Here is a 25,897-nt window from a genome sequence, read left to right as displayed (position 1 = left end):
ATCGCCATGATCAACAAGTTTGCACGCGATCTGATCGAAAACTGGCATCTTGGCTTTGTGGCCACAGCGGATGCCGAAGGAAACCCGAATGTCTCGCCCAAGGGCACGTTTGTAACCCATGATGACACCACGATCAGCTTTGCCGAAATGCGGTCTCCGGACACTCTGGCCAATATTGCGGTGCGTACGCAGGTCGAGGTCAACTTCATCGACATCCTGACCCGTCGAGGCGTCCTGATCCAGGGTGAGGCCAGCTATGTTCCGCGCGACGATGCGCGCTACCCGTTGCTGCGCCCGGCCTATACCAACCGCTGGCCGGAGCTTGAGCCGATGTTCTCTGGATTTGTGGTCATCAAGGTGACAGCGTGCAAGCCTCTGGCCACGCCCGCTTATGACATGGGTGTCACCAGCGAAGAGCTGCGCGCCAAGTGGATGCAACGCGTGCGCGACATCAACATCATTCACAAAAGGTCGGAGGTCGAAGCATGCTGATCAATCACCCCCTGCTTGGCCCGCGCGACGCGCAGGAGTTCACCTATCTTGGCGATGCCTCGCTGATCAATCGTCCTGACTGGCAGGCCGAGGACGCGGTGCAGGTGTTTCACGATTACCTCTACCTCCGTGACAACCCGGCGGGCGAGCATCGCGAGCTTTGGTATCACGAACAGGGCGACCGGTCGTGGCTGGTGGTCACGCGCAACACGCTGACCCACGAAATCCTGAAAGTCGAACTGGCCCGTGACGTGGCCAAAGCGGCAGGGAAGGCTGCACAATGACTCAGAGCAATCGACTGAATGGCGGGCTGATCAACCACGACGCCAGCCTCAGCTTCACCTTCGATGGCAAGTCCTATCAAGGCTATGAGGGCGACACGCTGGCTTCGGCCTTGTTGGCCAATGGCGTGCGCCTGATGGGCCGGTCGTTCAAATACCACCGCCCGCGCGGCCCCCTAACCGCTGGCAGCGAAGAGCCGAACGCTCTGGTCGAGCTACGCTCAGGTGGGCGGCAGGAGCCGAACACCCGCGCCACCGTGGCCGAGCTGTATGAGGGCCTGAACGCCAATTCCCAAAACCGCTGGCCGTCGCTGGAACGCGATTTCATGGCGATCAATGATCGGTTCTCGAACTTCCTGACCGCTGGCTTTTACTACAAGACCTTCATGTGGCCCAAGGCGTTCTGGGAAAAGCTGTATGAGCCGATCATCCGCAAGGCCGCCGGTCTGGGTAGCCTGACGGGTGAGGATGATCCCGATCTCTATGACAAGGGCTTCCTGCATTGCGATCTGCTAGTCATCGGCGCGGGTCCGACCGGTCTGGCGGCGGCGCTGACCGCAGGACGTGCGGGCGCTCAGGTCATTCTGGCCGATGAAGACTTCCGCATGGGCGGGCGTCTGATTGCCGAGACCGGCGCTTTGGCCGATATCTCCGGCGCGGCCTGGGTCGACCAGGCTCTGGCCGAGCTGGCATCGATGAACAATGTGCGGGTCATGCCGCGTACAACCGTATTCGGAGCCTATGACCATGGGATCTATGGCGCGGTTGAACGCAATGCGGATCACCTGATCGCGCCCGCGGCTGACAAACCCCGCCAAACCCTGTGGCGCATCTACTCCAAGCGCGCGCTGATCGCGACCGGGGCCATCGAACGCCCCATCGCGTTCGAAAACAACGACCGGCCTGGTATCCTGCTGGCCGGAGCGGTTCGGTCCTACGCCAACCGCTGGGCCGCGACACCTGCGCAATCGGTTGTGGTTTTTGCCAACAATGACGACGCGCACCAGACGGCACGCGATCTGATGGCGCAAGGGATCAAGGTTCCCGCCATCGTCGATACCCGGCCCGAAGCTGCGGATGTTGAAGGCACCGAGGTTCTGAAAGGGGCCGAGATCATCAACACCTCGGGCCGCCTGGGTTTGACCTCGGTTCAGGTGCGGACCGAGAAAGGTTATACAACGGACCTTTATTGCGAGGCGTTGGCAATGTCCGGCGGCTGGAACCCAAACCTGGGCCTGACCTGCCATCAGCGAGGCCGCCCTGTCTGGAACGCGGACATCCACGCCTTTGTTCCGGGTGAGGGCCTACCCGTTGGCCAGATCGTGGCAGGCGCGGCCAAGGGAGAAATGACCACCGAAGCGGCGCTGCACGGCGGTGCGGCGGCAGCGGTCTCCGCTCTGGGCGATCTCGGCATCACGGCATCCCCCGCTGATCTGCCCGCTGCAGCCGATGCGCCGGTCTCGATCAGCCCGTTCTGGCACGTCAAAGGCGCAAAGCGCGCATGGCTGGATTACCAGAACGACGTGACCGTCAAAGACGTCAAGCTGGCACACCAAGAGAACTTCACCTCGGTCGAGCATCTCAAGCGCTATACCACGCTGGGCATGGCAACCGATCAGGGCAAGACCTCGAACGTGGGTGCCTTGGCGGTGATGGCGGAACTAACGGGCAAGTCCATTCAGGACACTGGCACAACCATCTTCCGCCCGCCTTACTCGCCGGTGGCGATGGGGGCCTTTGGTGGCCGTGCCGTGGGTAAGGATTTCCACCCGACCCGCCTGACGCCCAGCCACAAATGGGCCGAGGAGCAGGGCGCCGTGTTTGTCGAAGTCGGCAACTGGCTGCGGGCCCAATGGTTGCCGCGCAAGGGCGAAACCCATTGGCGCCAATCGGTGGACCGCGAGGTGCTGCAGACCCGAAACTCGGTCGGTGTGTGCGATGTGACGACGCTGGGCAAGATCGACGTGCAGGGCGCGGATGCTGCGGCGTTCCTGAACATGGTCTACTCTAACGCGTTCGCCAAACTGCCCGTGGGCAAGGTGCGCTATGGCCTGATGTTGCGCGAGGATGGCATCGCCTATGACGATGGTACCGCCGCGCGGTTTGCCGAGGACCATTTCGTCGTGACCACCACCACCGCCAACGCGGTTCCGGTCTATCGCAATATGGAATTCGTCCGCCAATGCCTGTGCCCGGATATGGATGTGCAGCTGATCTCGACTACCGAGGCCTGGGCGCAATATGCCGTGGCCGGTCCCAACAGCCGCAAACTGCTGCAAAAGATCGTGGACCCCGAGTTTGACATCTCGAACGAGGCGTTCCCCTTCATGGGCTGCGCTGAAATCACCGTGTGCGGCGGCCTGCGCGCGCGACTGTTCCGGATCTCGTTCTCGGGCGAGCTGGCCTATGAAATTGCGGTGCCCACACGCTATGGCGACGGGCTGATGCGCGCGCTGATGGAGGCGGGCAAAGAGTTCGATGTCACGCCCTACGGCACCGAAGCTTTGGGCGTCATGCGGATCGAAAAGGGTCATGCGACAGGCAACGAGCTGAACGGGACGACCACAGCACTGAACCTTGGCATGGCACGCATGGTCAGCGCTAAGAAGGACTGCATCGGCAATGTTCTAAGCCGTCGTGAGGGGCTGAACACCCCGGACGCATTGGCTCTGGTGGGGCTGAAACCAGTGGACGCGAATGAGACCGTTACGGCGGGCGGGCATCTGATGAACGCCACTGGCCCGGTCGATGCAGCCCACGATCAGGGCTATGTCACCTCGGCTGCTTATTCGCCAATTCTGGAAAGCTCAATCGGGCTCGGATTTGTCAAAGGTGGCTCTGACCGGATGGGTGAAAAACTGCGTCAGGTGAACCCGCTGGAAGGCCAAGAGGTCCTGGTAGAAATCGTCAGCGCTCATTTCGTGGACCCGGAAGGGGAGAAGCTTCGTGCATAAACTGAAACCCATCACTCCGCTGGGCGGCGACACGCCGCGTGTCGATACGATCGGTTCGATCACGATCACAGAGGTCGTGGATCAGGCCCTGGCGTCGGTCGCGGCGCGCAAGGATCAGGCCGGTGCAGTGGAAAAGGCACTGGCCGACAAGATCGGCCTAAGTTTGCCGGAGGTTGGTCAATCCGCGCAGGCCGCCCCCTATGCCGCGCTTTGGATGGGACCGGAGCAATGGATGGTCATGGCCCCGCATGACAGTCACGAGTTGCTGGCCGCCGAGTTGAAACAGATCGTCGGTGACACTGCATCGGTTTCCGAGCAGACGGATGGTTGGTGCCGTTTCGACGTGCAGGACGCGGGTCTGTGCGATCTGTTCGAACGGCTCAGCAACACGCCGGTCCGCACGATGGAGCCGGGCGCGGCGATCCGAACCACGGCGGAGCATCTGGGTGTCTTCCTATGGCGTCTGGCAGAGGATCACATGGTCGTTCTTGGCCCGCGCTCTTCGGCGGCGTCGCTGCATCACGGCCTGTTGGCCGCCGCGAAATCCATCGCTTGATTCTAGGGTCCTGACCCTTAACCCGAGGGCAGCACATCGTCGCTGCCCACCCGCATCGAGTTCTTGGCACGCCGGTCGCTGATCGGCGTGACCCCGAACGTCTCACGATAGTGCCGCATGAAGGCGCTGGGTGTGGCGTAACCGACCATATAGGCGACCTCGGCAATCGGGTCGTTTGTGTACAGCACCAATTGCCGCGCCTGGTTCATCCGCATCCGCCGGTAATAGGTCAAAGGGCTATGCCCGGTCGCCTTTTTAAAGCTCCGCTCTAGTGACCGTGCGGAAAGGCCCACGGCATCGGCGACTTCGCTGATCTGGATGGGGTTTTCGATATGTTCGGCAAAATGCTGAATGGCCTTTGCAACCTGTTTGGGCAAAAGATCCTGACTCTGCGCGGTTGAGATTGCGGGCACCTTTTGCGTGACGGTCCCGCTGCGAATGAACGGGTGCTGGAACCAGCAGGCGACCTCGGCCATGACATCACCGCCCAGCCGTTTTTCGATCAGGGCCAGCATGTGATCGAACACGGCAGAGGCGCCCGAGATTGTGCTAAAAGCCCCTTCTTCGCAGATCACTGTCCCATGGATCGGTATTTCGGGAAATTCGGCCTGAAAAGCGGCCTCGTAACACCAATGCACCGACAAAGGGTTGTCGCGGGTCAGCCGGGTCCGGGCGAGGGGGAAGACACCGCCGCTGATTGCGCCAATACGGGTCTTGTTCCGCATCAGACGCTGAAGCGCTGCGTTCGCCTTGGAGGGGTTGTCGAACACGCTGTTCGGGCTTGAGGCGAACAGCAGATGCGTCAGGGATTGGGCGTTTGCCAACGTGCTGTCGGGGAAAAAGGTGACGCCGGCCGAGGATTGCATCGGTTGGTCTTGCTCGGCAATGACATGCCAGCTGAACGCCTTCTGCCCCGAGATCTCGTTCGCCGCGCGCAGCGGTTCGATACAGGATGTCAGGCATGCCATCGGGAACCCTGGAAAGATCAGGATGCCCAGCGAAATTTTCTCGACCTGATCTTTCATGAGCGTTGCTCTTTCACTAGCTCCTCGACAGTTTCGAGGATGTCATTTTCCAGTCTCCGGGCAGCGGGCGACAGCGCAGAATCAGCCTTGCGTATCAGGTGAATTTGCCGTTTAGCGGTCTTATCCGCCAGAGGGCGAAACACCAGATCGGATTGTCCGGCAGAAATTGCCGCCATCTCAGGCAGGAGTGTGACCCCGATCCCGGCTCGGACCATGCCCAGAATAGAGGTGATGTTATGTGCCGAAAACCGAGAGCCCGCGTGCAGTTTTTCCGCCTCGGGCCCGGGGATGCTTTCGGACAGGCTGTTGGCGATCAACTGCTCATTCTCAAGCGCGTCCCAGTCGATTGCGCCAGTGTCACTGGCCAGCGGGTGGTCCGGGGTCAGCAATACGCCGAACCTGTCGGTCAGCAAAAGCTGACTGTGCAGGCCCGACCCGTTCCCGCGCAGTGTCGCGATGCCGATATCAATGCGCCCCCGCGACAGCTCGTGCAGGACGGACTTGGAATCCATGTCGCGCAGTTCCACCCTCACTTTCTCGTAAGCCTTGGTATTTCTGGAAAAAACGCGTGGTATGATCGTGCCTGCCACCGATGGAACCGTCGCAATTCTGACATGTCCCATACTGGCATCGGCAAAGTTTTCGATGGCCCGAACCGTATTGTCGAAGTGCTGCAATTCCAGCTGCGATTGCTCGAAAACGAACTCACCCAATGCGGTTAGCTTGTTCTTGCGGTCCGTCTCAAACAGCGGTTCGCCTAGATGTGTCTCAAACTGCTTGAGCATCATTGATACCGCCGACGGGGTGCGTTTCAGGACAACGGCGGCGTCGGTCAGGTTGCCAGTGCGGGCAACCGCGACAAAGCCGCGAAGCATTTCGATCTTGAGCGTCATGTTGGAAGCTTCAAACTTTCTGAAGTAAACTTCAATAATTTTAGTTTGATTGATTGTCGAAAAAGAGTCCATACCCGCTCAGCAAATTCTCTATGGGGCAAACGGCTATGGCTGACATTCAAAAGAACCTGATTGCTGGTGAGTGGGTCACCGGTGAATATGAGATCGAAAACCGCAACCCATCGGACCTGAGCGATCTGGTCGGCATTTTTGCACAGGCCAGCGCGGATCAGCTTGAGGCAACATTGGATCAGGCGCGTGCCGCTCAGCGTGAGTGGGCCGTCTATGGGCTGGAGCGCAAGCAGGCTGTTCTGAACGCGATCGGCAATGAGCTGATGGCCCGCGCCGAGGAACTGGGCACGCTGCTGAGCCGCGAAGAAGGTAAGCCGCTGGCCGAAGGCAAAGGCGAAGTGTTCCGCGCCGGTCAATTCTTCACCTACTACGCCGCCGAATGCCTGCGTCAGATCGGTGAGAACGCAGATTCCGTACGCCCCGACATCGAGGTGGACGTTCGCCGTGAGGCCGTGGGCGTTGTGGCCATCATCAGCCCGTGGAACTTCCCCACTGCGACCGCGTCGTGGAAGATCGCTCCGGCGCTGTGCTATGGAAACGCGGTTGTCTGGAAGCCCGCCAACATCACCCCGGCCTCGGCAGTTGCGCTGACCGAGATCATCAACCGTCAGGACATCCCCAAGGGTCTGTTCAGCCTGGTCATGGGTTCGGGCCGGTCCATCGGTCAACGACTGGTGGAAAGCCCCAAGGTCAACGCGATTTCCTTCACTGGATCGGTTCCGGTCGGGAAGGGTATCGCCGCTGCTGCCATCCAGAATCTGACCAAGGTCCAGATGGAAATGGGCTCGAAGAACGCTCTGGCCGTCATGGACGATGCCGACTTGGATCTGGCGGTCACGTTGGCTCTGGGCGGCGCGTTCGGTGGTACCGGTCAGAAATGCACGGCGTCGTCGCGTCTCGTAGTCCACGCAGGAATTCACGACGCCTTTGTCGAAAAGCTTGTTGCGGGTGCGCAGGCGATGAAAGTGGGCCATGCGCTGGAAGAGGGCGTTCAGATGGGTCCCGTCGTCAGCCAGCAGCAGCTGAGCGAAAACCTGGCCTTTGTCGATCTGGGCAAATCCGAGGGCGCAGAACTGGCATGTGGCGGCGCGCGTCTCGAGATGCCGCATGACGGGTACTACATGTCGCCCGGCGTGTTCCTGAACACCACCAACGACATGGCGATAAACCGCGAGGAAATGTTCGCCCCGCTCACCAGCGTCATCAAGGTTGGCAGCTATGATGAAGCGCTGAGCGTCGTCAACGACACCAACTTTGGCCTCACATCGGGCATCGTGACCAAGTCGCTTGCCCACGCCACCCATTTCCGCCGCAATGCGCGCACCGGTGTTGTCACCGTGAACCTGCCCACCGCCGGCACCGACTATCACGTGCCTTTCGGTGGCCGTGGCGACAGCTCCTACGGCCCGCGCGAGCAGGGCAAGGCCGCGGCGGAGTTCTACACCACGGTTAAAACCGCCTATATCAGCGCAGGCCCCGTCTGATGCTGATCGATTGCCTGCAATATGTGAACTGGTCGGAGAAGGTCTTCCGCCAGTTGCGCGAGGGGGGCGTGGATGCGATCCACGTCACCATCGCCTATCATGAGAACTTTCGCGAAACGGTGTTGAATTTCGAACAGTGGAACCGCTGGTTCGAACAATACCCCGACCTGATCATGAAAGGGCAGTGGGCCAGCGACATCGACAACGCGCGGGAAACCGGCCGGACAGCGGTGTTCTTCGGGTTCCAGAACCCAAGCCCGATGGAAGACGATATCGGCCTGATCGAGATCCTGCACACGCTGGGTGCGCGGTTCATGCAGCTGACCTACAACAACCAGTCGCTGCTGGCGACCGGCTGCTATGAGGCCGAGGATTCCGGCATCACTCGCATGGGCAAACAGGTCATCAAAGAGATGAACCGCGTGGGCCTAGTAATTGACATGAGCCACTCGGCAGACCGCTCGACCATCGAAGCGGCTGAGATCTCGGAACGTCCCATCGCTATCACCCATGCGAACCCCTATGACTGGTCGCCCGCCCTGCGCAACAAGCGCGATGCGGTGATCCGTGCGGTGACGGAAAACGGCGGCATGCTGGGTTTCTCGGTTTACCCGCACCACCTGAAAGACAAGTCCGACTGCACGTTGGAAAGCTTCTGCGAGATGATCGCGCGCACGGCTGAGAAATACGGTGCGCAGCATCTTGGGATCGGCACCGACCTGTGTCAGGACCAGCCCGACAGTATCGTGGAATGGATGCGCGTAGGTCGCTGGACAAAGGAAATCGACTATGGCGAAGGCTCTGCCTCGGCCCCCGGTTTCCCGCCCATGCCGGGCTGGTTCAACGACAACCGTGACTTCGGCAACATCAGGGCAGGTCTGCGTGCCACCGGCATGAACGACGAAGAGGTTGACGGCATCATGGGTCGCAACTGGTACCGTTTCTTTGACGAGAACTTCAAACCGCTCGCCTGATGCAGGTCAGCTAAACGACGAAGCTATGGCCGCATTCCTGATAGAAACGGCCTGACTAATATTAACGGAGGAGAGATGTCTGAGGCATCTTTGAACACTGCCCCTGTACAGGAAAGCCGGGTGAACAAACCACTTTTCCTGATATCTGGCGGTTTTATCGCGCTGTTCTGTGTCGCGGCCCTTGTCGATCTGAACGCCCTTTCGGTTGCTGTGGATTGGGGATTCAATGTCGCGGCCACCTATTTTGGCCTTTACTGGCAGGTGCTTCTGCTCGCCACCTTCCTGATCGGCCTGCTGCTGTGCGTTCTGCCCGGCGGGCGTGCCATCATGGGCGGCCTGGCTGCGCCCGAGTTCACCACCTTCCAGTGGGGCTCGATGGTCATGTGCACGCTGCTGGCCGGTGGCGGCGTGTTCTGGGCGGCAGGTGAGCCGATTGCCCATTTCCTGTACCCCGCGCCGCTTTACGGTGGTGACGGGGCAACGGCCGAGGCCGTGAACCCGGCCATCGCCCAGAGCTTCATGCATTGGGGTTTCCTCGCATGGGCCATTCTGGGGTCGCTGACCACGGTCATGCTGATGCACTACCACTATGAAAAGGGCCTGCCGCTGGCGCCGCGCACGCTGCTGTACCCTGTGTTTGGCGACAAGGCGATCAACGGGCCGATCGGCGTGATTGCGGACGCGTCCTCAATCATCGCTGTGGTTGCGGGTACGGTTGGTCCGATCGGCTTCCTGGGTCTGCAGGTGAGCTATGGTCTGGCCGATCTTTTCGGCTTTTCGGATACGTTTGCCCTGCAGGCGACCGTGATTGCCGGGCTGGCAGCGATCTACACGATCTCGGCCATGACCGGTCTGTCGCGTGGTATTCAGGTTCTTTCCAAGGTCAACGTGATCCTGGCGGCCTTCCTGCTGCTGTTCGTTCTGATCGCAGGGCCGACCGGGTTCATCTTTGGCTCGTTCTTCTCGGGCTTTGGCACTTACGTGGGCAACTTCTTCCAGATGGCGTTGTACCGTGGTGAGGCCGGTCTGTTCGGCGAACCCGGCTGGCTGGGCTGGTGGACCGTGTTCTTCTGGGGTTGGTTCATGGGCTATGGCCCGCTGATGGCAATGTTCATTGCGCGAGTGTCGCGCGGTCGTTCGATCCGCTCGATCATCATCATGCTGTCGATCATCGCGCCGATCGTGACCAACTTTTGGTTCACCATCATCGGTGGCACCGGCATCGCCATGGAGCTTGAGAACCCCGGCACGATCGCCACCGCATTCGAAGGCTTCAACCTGCCTGCCGCCCTGCTGGCGATCACCAACAACCTTCCGATGGGCTTCGTGATCTCGATCCTGTTCCTGATCCTGACGACCATTTTTGTTGCTACCACCGGCGACTCGATGAGCTATGTCCTTTCTGCGACCATGAGCAACGAGAACAACCCACCCGCAGCGCTGCGCGTGTTCTGGGGCATCGCGATGGGCCTTATGGCCATCATCCTGATCTCGGTAGGATCGGGCGGTGTGTCCAAGCTACAGAGCTTTATCGTGGTGACCGCTGTTCCGGTTTCTCTGATCTTGCTACCGTCGCTTTGGGATGCGCTGCGCATCACGCTGGCGAAGGGCAAAGAGAGCTAAGCGATCCAGGCTGGGCCGGACCCTCCGGCCCGCCAAAATGCCTGAAGGTTTCAGGAGAAGACCAGATATTAGCACTTGAGGAGGCACAACCGAATGACAGACGTTTCCCGTCGTGATCCGAACATGGTGATGCGCCTTGCCCGTCTTGGCTCCATGCATCAGTCGCGCCTTTCGTTCATGCGTATCCTGACGCGACGACTGGCGCGGGAAAACTGGCGGTTTGAAAAAACTGCGTTCGAGATTGACAGCACCGGCGTTGGCCATGCCGTCTATACCGCGCATGGGCCCGAGCGGTCCTATTCACTGATCGCCTATGCCCATGATCTGCCGCCCGAAAAACGCTCGGACCGAGTGATCGCCGAGGCCTGGGATGCCACCTTCACCCTGTTTGACGGTGTGCCCACCGATGCCGATATCGAGCGTCTTTCGCACAATATTCCCGTTCAGGAAGCTGGGCGCGTGACCGGGTCTGAACTGTCAGTGTCCCGCGCCAACCGCTCGGTGCGTTTGTGGGAGCATGTGGTGAGCGAATTGGCCGAAGGCCGCCAGCCCTCGACCGAGAAGATTGACGCCGTGGGCTACCTGATGCGGACCACTGCGGTTTACGGATCCGGCAAGCTGGGCGCTGCGGATCGCGAAATGATCGCCGACCGTCCGGAATTTCGCGCGCCGTTCCAGGTTGAGATGCTGTCGGTCTACCTGACCCGCTGGTTCGTGACCGATCTGGTGCAATATATGGCTGATACTCGCGCTGCAGCCAACGGTGCGCAGGCCGCGAAGCTGGATGCCGGGATCGCGCGTTCGATGGGGATTGGAAACTCAACCGGTCTGGGGATGGCGCCGTTTTTGCTGAACCATCCGGTGCTGTTCAACAACTGGATGGCGGCACGGGAAGGCGCAATTCAGGTCGTGCGTGGTGTTGAAAAGGCCAGCGATGCGGAAGTCGCGGTGTTCCGTGATGTGCTGTTGCGCAATATGCAGATCGTCGAGACCTGGCAGTCCGAACACCCGATCCAGATCGAGAAACTCGCCGCCCTGCGGGCCGATATCGCCAAGCTTCAGGACTATCTCTCAAGTGCGGATCTTGGCGCGGATCACCCATGGGATGCGCTTTATTCTTGGGCCGAGCAGTCACTGACCCTTGAGGGTCAAGAATGGATCGCCTCGCTGATGCTGGAACCCTACGGCGAATTGGTCGATGCCTTTGCCGAAGGAATGGCGGCAGACAACACCGCCACGTTCCGCATCGCCGGGGCGATGAAGATCGGTGATCTGCGGGCGCTTCTCAAGGATATCTATGGCTGGGCCATTGAGACCGATTGGGCAACCCCCGCCAGCAAGGCGCGCGCCTGGTATGTCTCGGAAGAAAAGCTGGAGCCGCGTCTGGGTGAACGTTTCGAGGAACCGATCGAGGAATACGAGCAACCTTTGGCCCCCGGTCGGGATGCCGCGCAGCTGTTTCAAGCGCTGGCCCATTGGTCGGATGATGCTCAGGTCGCCGATTTCCTGCTGCGCCACCCCGAACATCGCCACGTGCTGCGCCGCGTTCAGATCGTAGGGCGCGCGCCCTATGCCGAGATCCGCGACAACACGATCTCGGACCGGGTTCTGCCCATCGACATGCTGCGCTGCAAACTGTCCTTCTTCGGGGCGACCAAGTTCGATCCCCGCTCGGACCGTTGGGTGCGGATCTGCATGTATGGAAATGCGCCCCTGCCGCATGAATTGACATCTGAAAACGCCGATTTCTGGGTCTTCCCGGAACTTGAAGGGGCCGTTGCATGAGCCACTCTCTGAACGAAATCGAGGCCATGAGCAAACGCGCTGCGCGCGGCGGGGGCCTGTCTTGGGGTCTGGCCGAAGAGGCCGCCAAGGGAACGCGCTGGTTGGCTGCGTTTGGGTTTTCAGGCGCCGAATTGCTGGCCGACCTGTTGGAGATGAACGACCGCATCCCGTCGATCGACGTCTCTCCCGTCTCGCTGAGCGCTGAGATCTGGCATGCTCCTACCCGTCGGATGAGCCCGCTGATCGCCGGGGCCTCGCTCAGCGACTGCGCGGTGCGTTTGATGGATCGCGGCTCAATCACCATGGAGAATGTCAGCCTGCCCTTGCTGGCCGTTCCTTTCATGGGAGGGGCTGCGCTGCGTTTGGGTGTACCGGTCGCGGCTGAATGGCAGGGCGCGCGTCTGGCAACGGATGGGCGGCAGATCTGCGTGCAGGCCACGCCCGAGGCGCTTGAGGCCCGCCACGCGGACAAGATGGTCTTCAGCGCGCCTGCTGAGATGACAGGACGCCGCGAGCCACTCCTGCGCGCCGAGGTGTCCGATGCAGACTGGAACAGGCTTGGCGCCTTTGCCCACCGCACATTCGCACCCGCGACCGAGGAAAGCCGCCTGCGCGGTGCTGGCGCGGGCCTCAGCGACAACGACTGAAACTTCGCCCCTTGCGACAAGGGGCACATACTTACGAACGGAAAAGAAGAATGACCGCCACCGAAACCCTGACTCTGGCCGAGATCGAAGATCTGGCCTTCCGCGCCCTTGTCAAAGCCGGAACATCGGAGGAAAACGCCCGCCCTCTGGCCGTTGCGACCGCAATGACCGAAGCGGATGGCGTGGCCTCGCACGGGTTGGCCTATATCCCGATCTATGCGCAACATGTGGAATGCGGCAAGGTTGACGGGGCCGCCAAGCCTGTGGTTGCCCAGCCGCGTCCGGCAGTTGTCACCGTGGATGCGGCCACCGGCTTCGCCCACAGCGCGATTGATCTGGGTTTTGAGAAGCTGATCCCGTTGGCGCGCGAGCAGGGTGTCGCGGTTCTGGCCATCAACAACTCGTATAACTGCGGCGTTCTGGGTGTGCATACCCAGCGTCTGGCGCAGGCAGGCCTGATGGGGATCGGGTTCACCAATGCTCCGGCCTCGATCGCGCCGTCGGGTGGGGCAAAGCCGGTTGTCGGCACCAACCCCTTCTCGATTTCGGCCCCCGACACGGATGGAAACGCGGCGCTTCTGATCGACCAGTCCGCCAGCACTATCGCCAAAAGCGAAGTCATGAAACATGCCCGCGAAGGTAAAACCGTGCCCGAAGGTTGGGTTTTGGACGCTGACGGCCAGCCCACTACAGACCCTGAGGCCGGTCTGAAAGGCTCCATGGTACCGTCGGGCGGCTACAAAGGCGTGGGTATCGCCCTGACGGTCGAGCTGATGGCCGCTGCGATGACCGGCGCAACGCTGGGTTCGGTCGCCAGCCCGTTCTCAGGCACGGCGGGTGGCCCACCGAAAACTGGACAGTTCTTCATCGCGATTGACCCGCAGGCGACCTCGGGCGGGGCGTTCCAAGAGAAACTGGGTGAGCTGATTGCCTCGTTCCGCGACCAAGATGGCGCGCGCCTGCCGGGCGACGGCCGCCGCACCCGCCGCGAGCGGGCAGCAACCGAAGGTGTTGCCGTAAACGCCGTACTGCTGGAAAAAGTGCGCGCGCTTCTCTGAGGTGAAATCGCGTCAAAAGTAGACTTTGGGCGCCAATCCTCAAGGGACTGGACGACGTCATCGCTCACCGAGAAATGGAATTCGATCCGAGCGTGCTGTGAAAGAAGCATGCTCGAAGATCAACTGTTTACGTCGTTGGTCCAGAAAGCCCCCTGTCAAAGGTCTTTCAACAGACGAAGGGCATCGTAAATCGCCGCGTGCGTGTTGCGCGCGGCGACGGCGTCTCCGATGCGGAACAGCTGGAACCGGCCCTCGGGGTTGGCAACACGGTTTTGCGGCTGGCCGGTGATCAGCGCCTCGTGGTCGACCTGTCCCAGATTCGACGACAGGGGCTTGAGGTCGAAATACAGATCGGCATTCGGCAATGTGCCATAGTTCAGAATGATCTGGTCATAGGGCCGGTCCTGCACTTTCGCGCTGTAATCCGATCCGATCTCGGCGATCAGGCGGTTTCCATCCCGCCGCACGCCTTTAAGGCGGCGCGCCACGGTTACGGTCACGTCCTTGTCTTGCAGGTTGGTCAGATACGGCGTGAGGTTCAGCCCCATCACATCGGGGGCAAAGCTGCGGTCAGGGGTCATGATTTCGACCTGCGCGGTGTCTGCCGCAATATCGGCGGCCTGCAGTCCAGCGTGATCGCCAGCCTCGTCAAAGATCAACACATCGCCCGAGGCTTTCACGTCACCCGACAGAATGTCCCACGAGGTGATGACATGGGGCAGATCCTCCATCCGCTCATACAGCCGCATCTGAGGCAGCCCGCCGGTCGCCACGATGACCAGATCTGGGTTCAGCGCGGTGACGTCTTCGGCCTCGGCCCAGGTGTTGAAGTGAAAACTCACATCCCGCGCGGCGCATTGAGCCATGCGCCAGTCGATGATCCCGATCATCTCGCGCCGCCTTTGGGACTGCGCGGTCAGGCGTATCTGTCCACCGGGGTCCGAGGCAGCTTCCAACACCGTTACGTCGTGACCGCGAGCGGCAGCAACCCGCGCGGCCTCCAGCCCGCCAGGGCCAGTGCCAATGACCACAACCTTGCGCGAGGTCTCGGCCACCGGGATCAGATGCGGCATCGTCAGCTCGCGCCCGGTTGCTGCGTTGTGGATGCACAGTGCCTCGCCGCCTTCGTAGATGCGATCCAGACAGTATGTGGCCCCGACGCAAGGCCGGATATCATCCTCGCGCCCCTCGACGATCTTCTGTACCAGATGCGGGTCGGCCATATGGGCGCGAGTCATGCCTACCATGTCCAGACGCCCTTCGGCCACGGCGTTGCGGGCGGTGGCAACATCCGGGATGCGGGCGGCGTGGAATGTGGGCAGGCCGATCTCGGCCCGCATCCGGCCCGCGAAATCCAGGTGCGGCGCAGAGGGCGACCCCTGCAGCGGGATCACTTTTGACAGTGCGGCATCACTGTCAATCCGCCCGCGCGTCACGTTGAGGAAATCGACCAGCCCCTCATCCCTGAGAAGACGCGCGATGCGGAACCCCTCTTCCTCGCTCACGCCGCCTGGTTTGGTTTCATCCATCGAGAACCGAACGCCCAGAAGGAACTCATCACCCACCTTTTCGCGCATGCTGGCCAGAACCTCCCGCGCGAAACGCGTGCGGCTTTCCAACGTTTGCGGACCATATGGCCCCTCAAGTTCGTTCGTCAGTGGGGACCAGAACTGGTCGGGCAGGTGGCCGTAGCACTCGATTTCCAGCCCGTCCATGCCTCCCGCTTTCATGCGCTCAGCCGCATCGGCATAGTCCTGAATGACTCGCACTATGTCCCAATCCTCCATGAGTTTGGGATTGTAGCGATGTGCGGTTTCGTGATGATGCGTCGGCGCGACCGAGGGCAGCCAGTCGCCCTGGCTCCACCCGGTGCGGCGGCCCAGATGGGTCACCTGGATCATCACCGCGCAGCCGTGATCGTGCAGCTCGTCCGTGAGGTTTTTGATCCAAGGCACCACCTCGTCACAATACGCCAAAACGTTGTTGAACGCCGGAGGGCTGTCTTTGGACACACAGGCCGATCCGGCCGTCATCGCCAGCGCAACACCGGCCTTGGCGCGTTCCGCATGATAGGCGCGGTAGCGGTCCTTGGGCATGCCATCTTCGGGATAGGCGGGTTCATGACTTGTGGTCATGATCCGGTTGCGCAGGGTGAGGTGCTTTAACTGGTATGGCTGCAGAAGTGGATCGTTGCTCATTGCGATGCTCCCAAGGCAACTGGCGTATTCAGAGAAAAAGGACCTGTTCGATTAGGACAGAAAGAGACTTGGAAGACGGCACTAATGGTTACTCCTTCGCCGTATCGTCTGCGTTCAGGTTCAAATGCGCCATACCACTGCTGCCCAGATCGACGGCTGCAAATGGGCCTCCGTGATGGATGTTGGCGGGATCAAGGGGGTCAAGCGGGCCGTCCTTGGCAAAGATCTCATCGGCGAATTGCTCGGCATTGTCCTTGGGCCGGAAACCCAAATGCCGCGCCTTTGAGTTGTCGACGGGCGCGCGGTCATTGTCGGAGACGCCATAGACGATGCTGAATGCGGTGACCGGGGTCTTGATCGCCTGTTCCACCATATGGACCAGATCATCATAGCTTAGCCACGTTCCCACGGCGCGACTGTTCGTGACCTGCGCGCAAGACAGGATGCGCAGGCAGACGGCCTCGAGCCCGCGCTTGTCCCAGTAAAGCGAGGCGAGGTCTTCGGCGAAGCATTTGGCAAGCCCATAGAACGTGTCTGGTCTGTGTGGCGCGTCGATGCCGATGAAATCGGTCTTTTTGTGCATGCCGACCGCATGGATCGACGAGGCATAGACCACCCGCCGGAGATTGTTGCGATGGGCGGCCTCCCACACGGTATAGGCACCGTAGAAGTTCGGGCCCCAAAGCACATCCATCGGGGCCTCATCCGCGATGGCACCGAAATGAACCACCATATCCGCGCCTTCCAGCAGCTCTGTCATGGCCTCAAGATCGGCAAGGTCGGCTTTCACGTAGCTTTCGTTCGGCGCAAGGCTGGGCAAGCTGTCTGCGATGTCCGAGGAGACAAGCTCGTCGCACAGCTTCGATAGCGGCCCGCGCAAGTATGATCCAAGTCGTCCCGCTGCGCCGGTGAGGACTAGTTTCTTCATGGGCGAACTCCTTTCAGATTGGCAACGGCATCAGAGATGCGGTTCAGGGCCGTGTTCAGAACGTCTTCGGACGCGGCTGTCGAAATGCGGAAAAAGGGTGACAGCTCATAGGCGCTGCCGGGAACAGCCGCCACACCGGCCGCGCTGAGAAGATAGGCGGTAACATCTGCGTCCGAGGTCAGGGTTGTGCCGTCGGGCGTCGTGGCCCCGATCAGGCCTTCACAGCCGATCAGCCCGTAGAACGCACCGCCCGGCGGGTCGAGCGTCAGGCCGGGAATGTCGCGGATGCGTTCGACCACAAGGTCGCGGCGGGCCTCGAACGCGGTACAGAAGCGGCGCACCTCATCCTGCGGGCCGTTCAACGCCGCCGCCGCTGCGGCCTGCGCGATCGAACAAGCGCCCGAGGAAATCTGGCTCTGTACCTTGGTCATCGCGGCGATCAGCTCTTTCGGGCCTGCGCCATAGCCGATGCGCCACCCGGTCATCGCATAGGCCTTGGAGACCCCGTTTACCGTCAGTGTCCGATCTTTCAGCGTCGGGCACACGGCTGCGAAAGACCGGAAGACGCGATTGTCGAACAGGATGTGTTCGTAGATCTCATCAGACAGAATCAGGATACGGTCGTGTTGTTCCAGAACCGCGCCGAGGGCCGCAATCTCAGCGTCCGAATAGACCGCGCCCGAGGGGTTCGACGGTTGGTTCAGCAACAGCCAGCGTGTCTTGGGTGTGATCGCGGCGGTCAGCTTGTCGTGGGTTAGGCGAAATCCGTCCTCAGCCGGGCATTCGATAGTCACTGGCGTACCGCCAAGGATGAGCACGATGTCCTTGTACTGCCCAAAGTAGGGCGCGCAGAGCAGAACTTCGTCGCCCGGCTCCAGCGTGGCCATGAAGGCGTTGAACAGCACCTGCTTGGCACCGTTCGACACGATGACTTCATCCGGTGCATAGGTCAGATCGTTCTCGCGCTGCAGCTTGTCGACAACGGCCTGCCGCATGGTGAGGGTGCCGTTGGTGGGCGGGTATTTGGTCTCACCCGCCAGAGCGGCCTGATGTGCGGCGTCCTTGATGTGGTCGGGCGTGTCGAAATCGGGCTCTCCGAGGCCCAGATCAATGACATCCTCACCCCGCGCGCGGGCCTCTTTGGCGGCCTGGCTGACCCAAGCCGAGGCCGAGGGTTTCACGGATGCAAGGCGCGAGGCGGCAAAGCTCATTTCAGGAGATCTTTCGTCTGGGCCAGAGCCGTATCCGCTGCACGCGCCAGAAGGCCGGTATCAATGGTATTGGCAACGAAGGTGAACCCTTCGTTTAAAAGCTCGGCCGCAAAGGCTGGGTCGGTGACCAGGGTGCCGACGGGCACCCCGCGCACGATCAGTTTCTGCGCGGCCTTTCTGATCTCGGACCAGACCTCGGGATGCATGGGGTCGCCGACATGACCAAGATCGGCTGCAATATCCGCCGGGCCGAAGAAGATGCCGCTGACACCATCGACAGTGCCGATAGCCTCGGCCTGTTCCAAGGCAGCGCGGGATTCCACTTGTAGCAGAACTGTCAGCTCGTCTTCGCAGCGCGTCACATAGTCCTTGATCCGCCCAAAACCCGTTGCTCGGCTTGCGCCCGCCATCCCGCGAACGCCGCGCGGGGGGTAGCGCGTGGCCGCGACGGCGCGTTCGGCTTCTTCCACGGATTGGATCATCGGAAACAAAAGCCCTGGCGCTCCTAGGTCAAGTAGACGTTTGACCACAACCGCATCATTCCATTCGACGCGGACAAGTGCGGTGGTCTGATACGCCTCAAAGGCCTGCAACTGCGACAACACGCTGTGATAGTCGTTCGCGCTGTGCTCCATGTCGATCAGCGCCCAGTCATAACCTGAGGTGGCTATGACTTCGGCTGCAGTGTTACTGCACAGGCTGACCCACACACCAACTTGTTTGTCGCCATTTGCGATTGCACGGGTGAAACGGTTGGGTGTGAGCTCCATCAGATCACTGCCTTTTCGATGATGGGTTGTCCGGCCGGGATACGTTCGTAGTTGAAGGGCGTCAGATCAAGCGCGCGGTATTCGCCATAGGTCAACCACTCGGCCGTTCCACGCCCCATCGCCGGAGATTGCTGCAGCCCGTGGCCCGAAAACCCGTTCAGGAAGATGAAGTTCGACAGTTCGGTATGCGGACCCATGATTGCGTTGTGATCGAAGGTGTTCATCGCATAGTGCCCGGCCCATTCGCTTTGCAGCTTGATTGCTTCGAATTGCGGGATACGGGTGGCGAGGACAGGCCAGACGTGGTTTTCCCAGAAGGCGTGGTCCATGTTGAAATCATCGAAATCTACAGCCGGGTCGATGTCGGTATGCCCGCCGCATTGATAGGTGCCGCCTCCGACCTCGCGCACATGAACGCCCGAAGGGTCAATGGTCAACGGCAGGTCGCGGTCTAGTGGCTGTTCGGCCTTGAAAATCCAGGAATAGCGTTTGCGGGGTTCGACCGGCACGTCAATCCCCGCCATTTGCGCGGTTCTGGCGGCCCGAGGGCCGGACGCATTGACCACCTGTCCGCACGCAATGACTTCGCCCGAGGCTAGCGTGACGCTTTCGACCTTGGTGCCTGCGACGTTTCGGGTGATCTCGACGACTTCGTTCTGGACCCATTCGACGCCACGCTCGCGGCTTTGTCGCCGCCACCAGTGATCGAGGGCTGCGCCGTCGAAATAGCCTTCGTCAACCAGATTGATCGAGCCCAGGACGATGTCATCAACATTGTAGAACGGGTAGGCGGCCTTGATCTCATCTGCGTTCATCAGCTGCGTTGCCGCACCTGCCGCCAACTGCACCTTCTGGTTCTCGCGCAGCACGCTGGCAAAGCCTTCGTTGTCGGCCAGATACATGTAGCCAAAGGAATGGATCGAAAGCTCGGGCACCCGGTCGTCTCCACCCATATAGCCGCGTAGGTTCTTGACGAAGTCGGCGGCAAACTGGCTGATCCGCACGTTCAGCTCGGCCGAGAATTGCTGCCGGATACAAGAATTTGTATGCCCGGTTGAACATGAGGCGAAACTCATGTCGCGTTCGATCACCAGAACCGAGCCATTGAAATCGGCATTGTCCGACAGGAACCAAGCGGTCGAGGCACCCATGATTGCGCCGCCTATGATCACCACGTCATAGCTTTGCCGGGCCGGGCTTTGGTTGCTCATTCGTATTCTCCTTTTGCAACGGCGCGGTGGATTTCGGAGATCTCGGATGCCGTCAAGCCATAGTCGCGCGATGCTGTTTCGTCGGAAATATAGCCGAGCGCCAGATCACGCTTCACCATCTGTTTTGACCGTTCCGACGGGTCACCGTAGCCAGCACCGCCGGGGAACGCCATCACGACTTTGCGCCCGTGTGGTACAAACTGTTTACCTTTGACCCGCATGTCAGATCCGTCGTCCTGGGCGATGGTTGTGGGTGCGCCATTCCCCCCGCCACGACGACCGCGCGCGGGGTGCTGGCTGCGGTCAAACATGGCCTGAATGTCGAACTCGTACCCCTCCTGTGCGCCAACCTCCATATACTGGCCCAACCCGCCACGCGTTTTACCTGCGCCACCGCTATCGGGGCGCAGTTCTTTGCGCCAGATGATGACGGGGCCTGCGTGTTCGGTGGCTTCAATCGGCATGGTCATGACGCCCGAAGGGAAGGCGGTGGCGTTCATCCCATCATGTTCCGGCCGCGCGCCGGACCCGCCCGAGTTGAAGGTCAGCACTTCGGACCGGCGGGCGCCTTTAGGGGCCGGAGCATCGGTCCGGGGGCGCAGGCTAACCTGAAAGTTGCACAGACAGCCCGCACCTTCGGCGGGGACAAGGCCGGGAACAATCTTGTCGAACGCGTCATAGACCGCATCGGGCACGAAATGGCCCACGATATGGCGCAGCGCGACCGGAGCCGGGTGCAGTGCATTCACGATGGTGTTCTCAGGTGCGGTGACCTCAAACGGGGCCAATGATGCCGCGTTATTAGGGATCTCGGGCGCAATCGCGACCTTGAGCGCGTAGCAGGCATAGGCCTTGGTATAGACCAGCGGGCAATTGATCCCCTTCTTGTCCACCCCCGAAGTGCCGGAGAAATCGGTCACGATCCTGTCGCCTTCAACGCTGATTCTGACCTTCAACGTGATCGGAGTATCAAACCCGTCCATCGTCATTTCACCCTCAGCGGTTTTCTGAGGTAGGGCAGCGATACGCTCCAGCGTCGCTCGGCGGGAGTTGTCGAGGATGAACGCGGCGATCCCATCGAGGGTTTCGAGGTCGAACTCCTCCATCATGTCGATCAGGCGGCGATGGCCGATCTCGTTACAGGTGGTCAGAGCGTAAATGTCTCCGATCAGCTGATCTGGCTCGCGCACATTACCGCGGATGAGGCGTACCAGCGTTTCATCCACAATGCCGCGATCGACGAACTTCATGATCGGGATATACAGCCCTTCCTCATAGACGCTTTGTGCATCAGCCCCGAAGCCGCGCCCGCCGATATCCACGATATGCGCGGTACAGGCAAAGAACCCGACCAACGCCCCCTTGTGAAAAGATGGGGTGACCATCGTGATGTCATGTAGGTGGCCTGTGCCCTCCCACGGGTCATTGGTGATGTAGACGTCGCCGTCATGCATGTTCTGTCGGCCAATTCGGCGAATGAAATGCGCGACCGCATCTGCCATCGCGTTCACATGGCCCGGCGTACCGGTCACAGCCTGCGCCAGCATGTTCCCGTGCGTGTCATAGACCCCCGCCGACAGGTCCCCGGCCTCGCGGACCGAGGTTGAGAACGCCGTCCGAACCAACGCCTGCGCCTGTTCCTCGACAACCGAGATCAGGCGGTTCCACATGACCTGATAGGTGACTTTGGAATGCTCGTTGCTCATCACGCGGCTCCTTTTGTCACAACGTCGATGCAGCCATCAGGTTGGCGGATGGCGTCCCGGCTGGCGGGGACAACGATGGTTGTTTCATCCTCGGTTACGATTGCAGGCCCTTGGGCGCGCTGCCCGGTCTGCATACCCGTCCGGTGGACGGTATCTGAGTCCAGGTAACGGCCGGATGCCGCATCAAAGACCTGTCGCGTGCCGTCGGACATGGCCGGGCCTGTTGCGCACGTGACGGCAATTGGCGTGACCTCTTCAGGCGGGGTGCTGGCGTTGACGGACCAGACGGTGATCTCGATATCCATGCCCGCGACCGGGCGGCCAAAAAGCTTGGTATAGCCTTCCTCGAACCGGGCCTGATAGGTGGCGGCGTCGGGATTCTTTGCCTGTTCTTCGGTCAGTTCGATCGGGATTTCCCAGCCCTGACCGGAATAGCGCATATAAGCTTTGAAATCGGTCCGGATCGGGCTGGTTGTATCGCAGGTTCTTACAAAGCCCGTTGTTTCGTCCCTCAGATCGGACAAAAGCTGCCTAATCCGTCCCGCGTCAAAATCGCTGAGTTTCATATAGACCGAGCGGTTGGCCTCAAAACTGAAAGGCGCGCGCAGGAACCCGATGGCTGAGCCGACCCCAGCCCCTGGCGGGACCAGCAGGCGTTCGACCCCAAGCTTTTCACACAGACGCCCGGCGTGCAGAGGGGCCGCGCCTCCAAAGGCGATCATGGTGTATTCGCTCAGGTCTTCACCATTCTCAACGGCGTGAACGCGTGCTGCGTTGGCCATGTTTTCGTCCACCACCTCGGCCACGCCAAAGGCGGCCTCAATCGGGTCCATGTCCAGCGTACTGCCAATGTGGTTGGCCAGCGCAGATTTGGAGTTGTCAGGGTGCAAAACGATCGAGCCACCGGCGAAGTTGTTCGGGTCCAGCTTACCGAGAATCAGATCAGCGTCCGTCACACCGGGGCGCGTGCCACCGCGCCCGTAGCAGGCCGGGCCTGGCTCGGATCCGGCGCTTTCCGGACCCACGCGGATCTGGCGCATCCCGTCCACATGAGCCAGGCTGCCGCCGCCCGCGCCGATCTCTACCATGTCGATCACCGGGATCGAAATCGGCATGCCCGAGCCTTTCTTGAACCGATAGGTTCGCGCGACCTCAAACACGCGGCTGGTTTTGGGCGTCTGGTTTTTGATCAGGCAGATCTTGGCCGTGGTGCCGCCCATGTCAAAGCTCAGCACTTTGTCCAACCCGTAGCGCGCAGCGATGTGGGCCGCGAAAACCGCGCCACCTGCGGGGCCGCTTTCGACCAGCCGCACCGGGAAATCGGCCGCATTCTGGATTGAGATGATGCCGCCACCCGAATGCATCAGGAAAATCCTGCATTTAACGCCTTGCGCGCGTAACTGATCTTCGAGCCGGCCAAGGTATGAGGCCATCAGTGGCTTGATATAGGCGTTGGCGACGACCGTGTTGAACCGCTCATACTCGCGCATCTGAGGCGAAACCTCGGACGAGATCGAAACCGAAACGTCAGGCAGTTTCTCGGCCAGAACTTCGCGCACCAGATGCTCATGCGTTGGGTTGAGGTAGGAGTGGATCAGACCCACCGCCACCGATTCAAACCCGGCTTGCGCGATCTTGTCCACCACGGCTTCGACATCGGCTCGGGTCAGATCAACCAGAACCTCGCCGCGCGCATCGACGCGGCCGGGAACGGTAAAGCGCATGTGGCGTGGCAGCAGCGGGTCAGGTAGTTTGAGGTTCAGGTCGTACTGCTCGAACCGGCTTTCGGTGCGCATTTCGATCACGTCGCGGAACCCTTCCGTCGTGATCAGCGCCGTTTTCGCCCCCCGACGTTCGATCAGCGCATTTGTCGCCAGCGTGGTGCCGTGGATGATCTGGTCAATCTGGCCCGGAGTGATCTCGGCCTTTGCACAAACCTGCTGCATCCCGTCGATGATCGCGTTTTCCGGCGCGGCATAGGTTGTCAGCACTTTGGTTGAAAATGTCTGTCCATCCTTTTCCAGAACCACATCGGTAAAGGTGCCGCCGATATCAACGCCCAGTCGGAAAGAATGTGATGTCATGCCCGTGCCCGCTTGAAAGAGTACCTGTCAAACGCGACTAAAACCCAGCTCGGGACGAAAAATCAAATTGCTTTAATTTCTACCCTTGATCAGTTTTATTTATCCTTTTTGTGGCCTGAGCTGAGCGGCGATTTCCGCCGCATGTTCCACGAACCGTGCGGCCCGAGTTGGATCATAGCGGGCAAAAAACCGCAGCGGATCGGCTGTCCAGTCGGATTCGAGTTCCAGCAGGGCACCCGAGTCGATCTCACGCTGGACCAGAGGGCGCGGCAGCAATGCGATCCCGAGACCCTCTGAGACCATCGGAACACAAGCGGACAAAGCGTTTGAATGCACGATTTTTTGCGCGTCCAGCCCGCGTTCCTGCGCCATGGCGTGCAGGCTGTGCCCTGCAATTGTGTGGCGAGCATGGGTCAGAACGGAGAATGCGAAAAACCGGTCGACGCTGCGCCCGTCGGGTAAGCCTGAGGCGAGTGTCGTGTTGGCCACCCACACATAGTCTTCGCCGGTCAGTTCTCTTGTCCCGTCCAGTTCCGTTTTGAATGGCCCGTTCTGCACCGCAAGATCAAGCTGCCCCTCCAGCAGCTTTTCATCAATCGTGCTGGACAGGTCTACCACAAGCTCGACGCTCAGATTGGGATAGTGCTGTTTTAGGCAACGCAGAAAATCTTGCAGCCATGTGCAGGCGACCAATTCGGTGACGCCAAGACGCAACCGCTCCTGAATCAGATCCTGTCGGTCGGCCTCTTCCAGCAAGGCTTCGGTTGCGCGGAGAACCGTTCTGGTTTTTTCCAACAGCGCCTCTCCCTTCGCTGTCAGACGCACGGAGCCTGCATCGCGATACAATAGCTTTGTGCCCAACGCATCTTCCAGCGTGGCGATACGTGAAGAGATATTGGGCTGCGTCGTGGCAAGCGCGTTCGCTGCGGCGCGGAAGGTTCCCATATCGACTACGAAGGTGAAGGCTTCGAGCTGTTTGAGAGTGATTTGGCTCTTTATCATTCAAGCTTTTGAGCATCAGAGAAACTGATCGTCAATCGTTCAGGGCAAGAAGCCGTCCGTTCCGTCCATTTGATGTCTGGTCGGTGGAGAATTGGTTTGCGTGCGGCGGCGAATAGCGCGATCAACGGGGCGACTCGACCATGTGCCGGGAAACAGGAGGCAAACATGAGGCTTGGCTATCTTGGGTTTGGAACCATTGCGCGGGCCTGCGCCGAAGGTTTGGTCAGCGATGGCCATGACATTGTTGTCAGCGAAAGAGGCCGGGCCAACTCATCCGAGCTGTCGGCCCGTTTTGACAATGTGACCGTGGCTGACAATCAGGGTGTTTTGGATGCCAGCGATGTGGTCTTTGTCGGATCGACCGCCGAACAGGCCGAGGCGATGCTGTCCGCGCTGCGGTTTTGCGAAGGCCAGCGGGTTGTCTCGTTCATGGTTGGTATCTCGCCGGAACAGGTTCAGGCCCTCGTTGCACCGGCCACGTTCGAGACGCTGATGATCCCGTTCCCATCCATTGCCTCGGGCGGGTCTCCGGTTCTGGTATTTCCCGCGTCGCCAACGATTGAGGCGCTCTATGGTGGTTCAAACACCGTGATCACCATGAAGTCTGAGAGTGATTTCAACGAGTTTCTGGCCGCACAGGCCCTGTTGTCGGTGGTGGCAAAGTCGCTGGCCGTCGGGATTGACTGGCTAGGCCACAAAACCGGCAGCACCCATGAGGCTGAGAAATTCCTGCGCCTGTTGATCGGAGGGTCGATCATGGCCGCACCGATGGAGACCGAGAACGCGATGGCCGATCTTGTCGACTCGTTGAACACGCCGGGCGGGCTGAACCAGCAGTTGAGAGAGTACATGGCCGATCGCAACACCTATGACGATCTGGTCCAAGGGATCGAGGTCCTGTCGGCCCGCCTGTCCGAGGGCTGACGATTAGGCGCGCGCGACG

21 protein-coding genes are annotated in these 25,897 nt (G+C 60.4%); 11 read left to right on the top strand and 10 right to left on the bottom strand.

The window, feature by feature from the left end; all coding sequences use genetic code 11:
- Positions 1 to 6: 6 nt before the first annotated feature.
- Genes ACR0C3_RS15705 through ACR0C3_RS15690 form a run of 4 tightly spaced genes read left to right on the top strand, consistent with a single transcriptional unit; the run spans position 7 to position 4,283 of the window.
- Complete coding sequence (locus tag ACR0C3_RS15705; RefSeq protein WP_480759335.1) at positions 7 to 492, top strand: pyridoxamine 5'-phosphate oxidase family protein; 486 nt, start codon at positions 7 to 9, stop codon at positions 490 to 492.
- Positions 486 to 776, top strand: a complete 291-nt coding sequence (locus ACR0C3_RS15700; protein WP_170658913.1) for a sarcosine oxidase subunit delta — start codon at positions 486 to 488, stop codon at positions 774 to 776. Before ACR0C3_RS15705 ends, ACR0C3_RS15700 begins: the two co-directional genes overlap by 7 nt.
- Positions 773 to 3,727, top strand: coding sequence for a sarcosine oxidase subunit alpha family protein (locus ACR0C3_RS15695; protein WP_480759334.1), 2,955 nt, complete (start codon positions 773 to 775; stop codon positions 3,725 to 3,727). Before ACR0C3_RS15700 ends, ACR0C3_RS15695 begins: the two co-directional genes overlap by 4 nt.
- On the top strand, positions 3,720 to 4,283 hold the full coding sequence (locus ACR0C3_RS15690; RefSeq protein WP_480759332.1) for a sarcosine oxidase subunit gamma: 564 nt from the start codon (positions 3,720 to 3,722) through the stop codon (positions 4,281 to 4,283). Before ACR0C3_RS15695 ends, ACR0C3_RS15690 begins: the two co-directional genes overlap by 8 nt.
- A 17-nt stretch (positions 4,284 to 4,300) precedes the next feature.
- Here the strand turns inward: ACR0C3_RS15690 and ACR0C3_RS15685 are convergent, their stop codons facing one another.
- Positions 4,301 to 5,308: a GlxA family transcriptional regulator gene (locus ACR0C3_RS15685; protein WP_480759331.1), complete on the bottom strand. Its 1,008-nt coding sequence runs from the start codon at positions 5,306 to 5,308 to the stop codon at positions 4,301 to 4,303.
- Positions 5,305 to 6,201 (bottom strand): LysR family transcriptional regulator, encoded by an 897-nt coding sequence (locus ACR0C3_RS15680; RefSeq protein ID WP_480759330.1) that lies wholly within the window; start codon positions 6,199 to 6,201, stop codon positions 5,305 to 5,307. The genes ACR0C3_RS15685 and ACR0C3_RS15680 overlap by 4 nt, the downstream gene beginning before the upstream one ends.
- Before the next feature lie 107 nt (positions 6,202 to 6,308).
- On the opposite strand from ACR0C3_RS15680, the gene ACR0C3_RS15675 reads away from it, so the two are divergent.
- The 6 genes from ACR0C3_RS15675 (at position 6,309) to ACR0C3_RS15650 (ending at position 13,844) form a co-directional block, all read left to right on the top strand.
- Positions 6,309 to 7,757: an aldehyde dehydrogenase family protein gene (locus tag ACR0C3_RS15675; protein ID WP_480759329.1), complete on the top strand. Its 1,449-nt coding sequence runs from the start codon at positions 6,309 to 6,311 to the stop codon at positions 7,755 to 7,757.
- Complete coding sequence (locus ACR0C3_RS15670; RefSeq protein ID WP_480759327.1) at positions 7,757 to 8,731, top strand: membrane dipeptidase; 975 nt, start codon at positions 7,757 to 7,759, stop codon at positions 8,729 to 8,731. Before ACR0C3_RS15675 ends, ACR0C3_RS15670 begins: the two co-directional genes overlap by 1 nt.
- A gap of 75 nt (positions 8,732 to 8,806) precedes the next feature.
- Positions 8,807 to 10,354 carry a BCCT family transporter gene (locus ACR0C3_RS15665; RefSeq protein WP_480759326.1) on the top strand — a complete coding sequence of 516 codons (1,548 nt, stop codon included), beginning with the start codon at positions 8,807 to 8,809 and terminating at the stop codon, positions 10,352 to 10,354.
- A gap of 93 nt (positions 10,355 to 10,447) precedes the next feature.
- Positions 10,448 to 12,139 carry a hypothetical protein gene (locus ACR0C3_RS15660; protein ID WP_480759324.1) on the top strand — a complete coding sequence of 564 codons (1,692 nt, stop codon included), beginning with the start codon at positions 10,448 to 10,450 and terminating at the stop codon, positions 12,137 to 12,139.
- Positions 12,136 to 12,786, top strand: a complete 651-nt coding sequence (locus tag ACR0C3_RS15655) for a DUF3726 domain-containing protein (protein ID WP_480759322.1) — start codon at positions 12,136 to 12,138, stop codon at positions 12,784 to 12,786. Before ACR0C3_RS15660 ends, ACR0C3_RS15655 begins: the two co-directional genes overlap by 4 nt.
- A gap of 50 nt (positions 12,787 to 12,836) precedes the next feature.
- Complete coding sequence (locus ACR0C3_RS15650; protein ID WP_480759321.1) at positions 12,837 to 13,844, top strand: Ldh family oxidoreductase; 1,008 nt, start codon at positions 12,837 to 12,839, stop codon at positions 13,842 to 13,844.
- Between the two features lie 155 nt (positions 13,845 to 13,999).
- Here ACR0C3_RS15650 and ACR0C3_RS15645 read toward each other — a convergent pair whose 3' ends face one another.
- The 8 genes from ACR0C3_RS15645 to ACR0C3_RS15610 form a co-directional block, all read right to left on the bottom strand.
- Positions 14,000 to 16,042 (bottom strand): oxidoreductase, encoded by a 2,043-nt coding sequence (locus tag ACR0C3_RS15645; protein ID WP_480759319.1) that lies wholly within the window; start codon positions 16,040 to 16,042, stop codon positions 14,000 to 14,002.
- Between the two features lie 88 nt (positions 16,043 to 16,130).
- The gene (locus ACR0C3_RS15640) at positions 16,131 to 16,970 is read right to left on the bottom strand and encodes an NAD-dependent epimerase/dehydratase family protein (RefSeq protein ID WP_480759318.1); all 840 of its coding nucleotides are present in this window, start codon (positions 16,968 to 16,970) and stop codon (positions 16,131 to 16,133) included.
- On the bottom strand, positions 16,967 to 18,181 hold the full coding sequence (locus tag ACR0C3_RS15635; protein WP_480759317.1) for a pyridoxal phosphate-dependent aminotransferase: 1,215 nt from the start codon (positions 18,179 to 18,181) through the stop codon (positions 16,967 to 16,969). Before ACR0C3_RS15635 ends, ACR0C3_RS15640 begins: the two co-directional genes overlap by 4 nt.
- Positions 18,178 to 18,951 carry an HpcH/HpaI aldolase family protein gene (locus ACR0C3_RS15630; RefSeq protein ID WP_480759315.1) on the bottom strand — a complete coding sequence of 258 codons (774 nt, stop codon included), beginning with the start codon at positions 18,949 to 18,951 and terminating at the stop codon, positions 18,178 to 18,180. Before ACR0C3_RS15630 ends, ACR0C3_RS15635 begins: the two co-directional genes overlap by 4 nt.
- Positions 18,951 to 20,162: an NAD(P)/FAD-dependent oxidoreductase gene (locus ACR0C3_RS15625; protein WP_480759314.1), complete on the bottom strand. Its 1,212-nt coding sequence runs from the start codon at positions 20,160 to 20,162 to the stop codon at positions 18,951 to 18,953. Before ACR0C3_RS15625 ends, ACR0C3_RS15630 begins: the two co-directional genes overlap by 1 nt.
- Entirely contained in the window at positions 20,159 to 21,868 is a 1,710-nt protein-coding gene (locus ACR0C3_RS15620; protein ID WP_480759313.1) for a hydantoinase B/oxoprolinase family protein, read from the bottom strand. Before ACR0C3_RS15620 ends, ACR0C3_RS15625 begins: the two co-directional genes overlap by 4 nt.
- A complete protein-coding gene (locus tag ACR0C3_RS15615) occupies positions 21,868 to 23,952 on the bottom strand; it encodes a hydantoinase/oxoprolinase family protein (protein ID WP_480759311.1) in 2,085 nt (694 codons plus the stop codon). The genes ACR0C3_RS15620 and ACR0C3_RS15615 overlap by 1 nt, the downstream gene beginning before the upstream one ends.
- A gap of 99 nt (positions 23,953 to 24,051) precedes the next feature.
- Positions 24,052 to 24,954: a LysR family transcriptional regulator gene (locus ACR0C3_RS15610; protein WP_480759310.1), complete on the bottom strand. Its 903-nt coding sequence runs from the start codon at positions 24,952 to 24,954 to the stop codon at positions 24,052 to 24,054.
- 165 nt (positions 24,955 to 25,119) lie between these two features.
- On the opposite strand from ACR0C3_RS15610, the gene ACR0C3_RS15605 reads away from it, so the two are divergent.
- The gene (locus ACR0C3_RS15605; protein WP_425084538.1) at positions 25,120 to 25,878 is read left to right on the top strand and encodes an NAD(P)-binding domain-containing protein; all 759 of its coding nucleotides are present in this window, start codon (positions 25,120 to 25,122) and stop codon (positions 25,876 to 25,878) included.
- Positions 25,879 to 25,897 lie beyond the last annotated feature (19 nt).

It is taken from the genome of Ruegeria sp. CK3 (assembly GCF_056536565.1).
The sequence above is the reverse complement of the archived record's forward strand: the minus strand, read 5'-3'. Positions and strand labels throughout refer to the sequence as shown.

Coding starts and splice junctions, on each gene's coding strand:
- ACR0C3_RS15635 (WP_480759317.1), bottom strand. CDS start 18,181: ATGAGCTTTGCCGCCTCGCGCCTTGCATCCGTGAAACCCTCGGCCTCG.
- ACR0C3_RS15670 (WP_480759327.1), top strand. CDS start 7,757: ATGCTGATCGATTGCCTGCAATATGTGAACTGGTCGGAGAAGGTCTTC.
- ACR0C3_RS15655 (WP_480759322.1), top strand. CDS start 12,136: ATGAGCCACTCTCTGAACGAAATCGAGGCCATGAGCAAACGCGCTGCG.
- ACR0C3_RS15625 (WP_480759314.1), bottom strand. CDS start 20,162: ATGAGCAACCAAAGCCCGGCCCGGCAAAGCTATGACGTGGTGATCATA.
- ACR0C3_RS15665 (WP_480759326.1), top strand. CDS start 8,807: ATGTCTGAGGCATCTTTGAACACTGCCCCTGTACAGGAAAGCCGGGTG.
- ACR0C3_RS15630 (WP_480759315.1), bottom strand. CDS start 18,951: ATGGAGCTCACACCCAACCGTTTCACCCGTGCAATCGCAAATGGCGAC.
- ACR0C3_RS15650 (WP_480759321.1), top strand. CDS start 12,837: ATGACCGCCACCGAAACCCTGACTCTGGCCGAGATCGAAGATCTGGCC.
- ACR0C3_RS15695 (WP_480759334.1), top strand. CDS start 773: ATGACTCAGAGCAATCGACTGAATGGCGGGCTGATCAACCACGACGCC.
- ACR0C3_RS15680 (WP_480759330.1), bottom strand. CDS start 6,201: ATGACGCTCAAGATCGAAATGCTTCGCGGCTTTGTCGCGGTTGCCCGC.
- ACR0C3_RS15645 (WP_480759319.1), bottom strand. CDS start 16,042: ATGAGCAACGATCCACTTCTGCAGCCATACCAGTTAAAGCACCTCACC.
- ACR0C3_RS15620 (WP_480759313.1), bottom strand. CDS start 21,868: ATGAGCAACGAGCATTCCAAAGTCACCTATCAGGTCATGTGGAACCGC.
- ACR0C3_RS15705 (WP_480759335.1), top strand. CDS start 7: ATGATCAACAAGTTTGCACGCGATCTGATCGAAAACTGGCATCTTGGC.
- ACR0C3_RS15700 (WP_170658913.1), top strand. CDS start 486: ATGCTGATCAATCACCCCCTGCTTGGCCCGCGCGACGCGCAGGAGTTC.
- ACR0C3_RS15660 (WP_480759324.1), top strand. CDS start 10,448: ATGACAGACGTTTCCCGTCGTGATCCGAACATGGTGATGCGCCTTGCC.
- ACR0C3_RS15605 (WP_425084538.1), top strand. CDS start 25,120: ATGAGGCTTGGCTATCTTGGGTTTGGAACCATTGCGCGGGCCTGCGCC.
- ACR0C3_RS15685 (WP_480759331.1), bottom strand. CDS start 5,308: ATGAAAGATCAGGTCGAGAAAATTTCGCTGGGCATCCTGATCTTTCCA.
- ACR0C3_RS15610 (WP_480759310.1), bottom strand. CDS start 24,954: ATGATAAAGAGCCAAATCACTCTCAAACAGCTCGAAGCCTTCACCTTC.
- ACR0C3_RS15640 (WP_480759318.1), bottom strand. CDS start 16,970: ATGAAGAAACTAGTCCTCACCGGCGCAGCGGGACGACTTGGATCATAC.
- ACR0C3_RS15615 (WP_480759311.1), bottom strand. CDS start 23,952: ATGACATCACATTCTTTCCGACTGGGCGTTGATATCGGCGGCACCTTT.
- ACR0C3_RS15675 (WP_480759329.1), top strand. CDS start 6,309: ATGGCTGACATTCAAAAGAACCTGATTGCTGGTGAGTGGGTCACCGGT.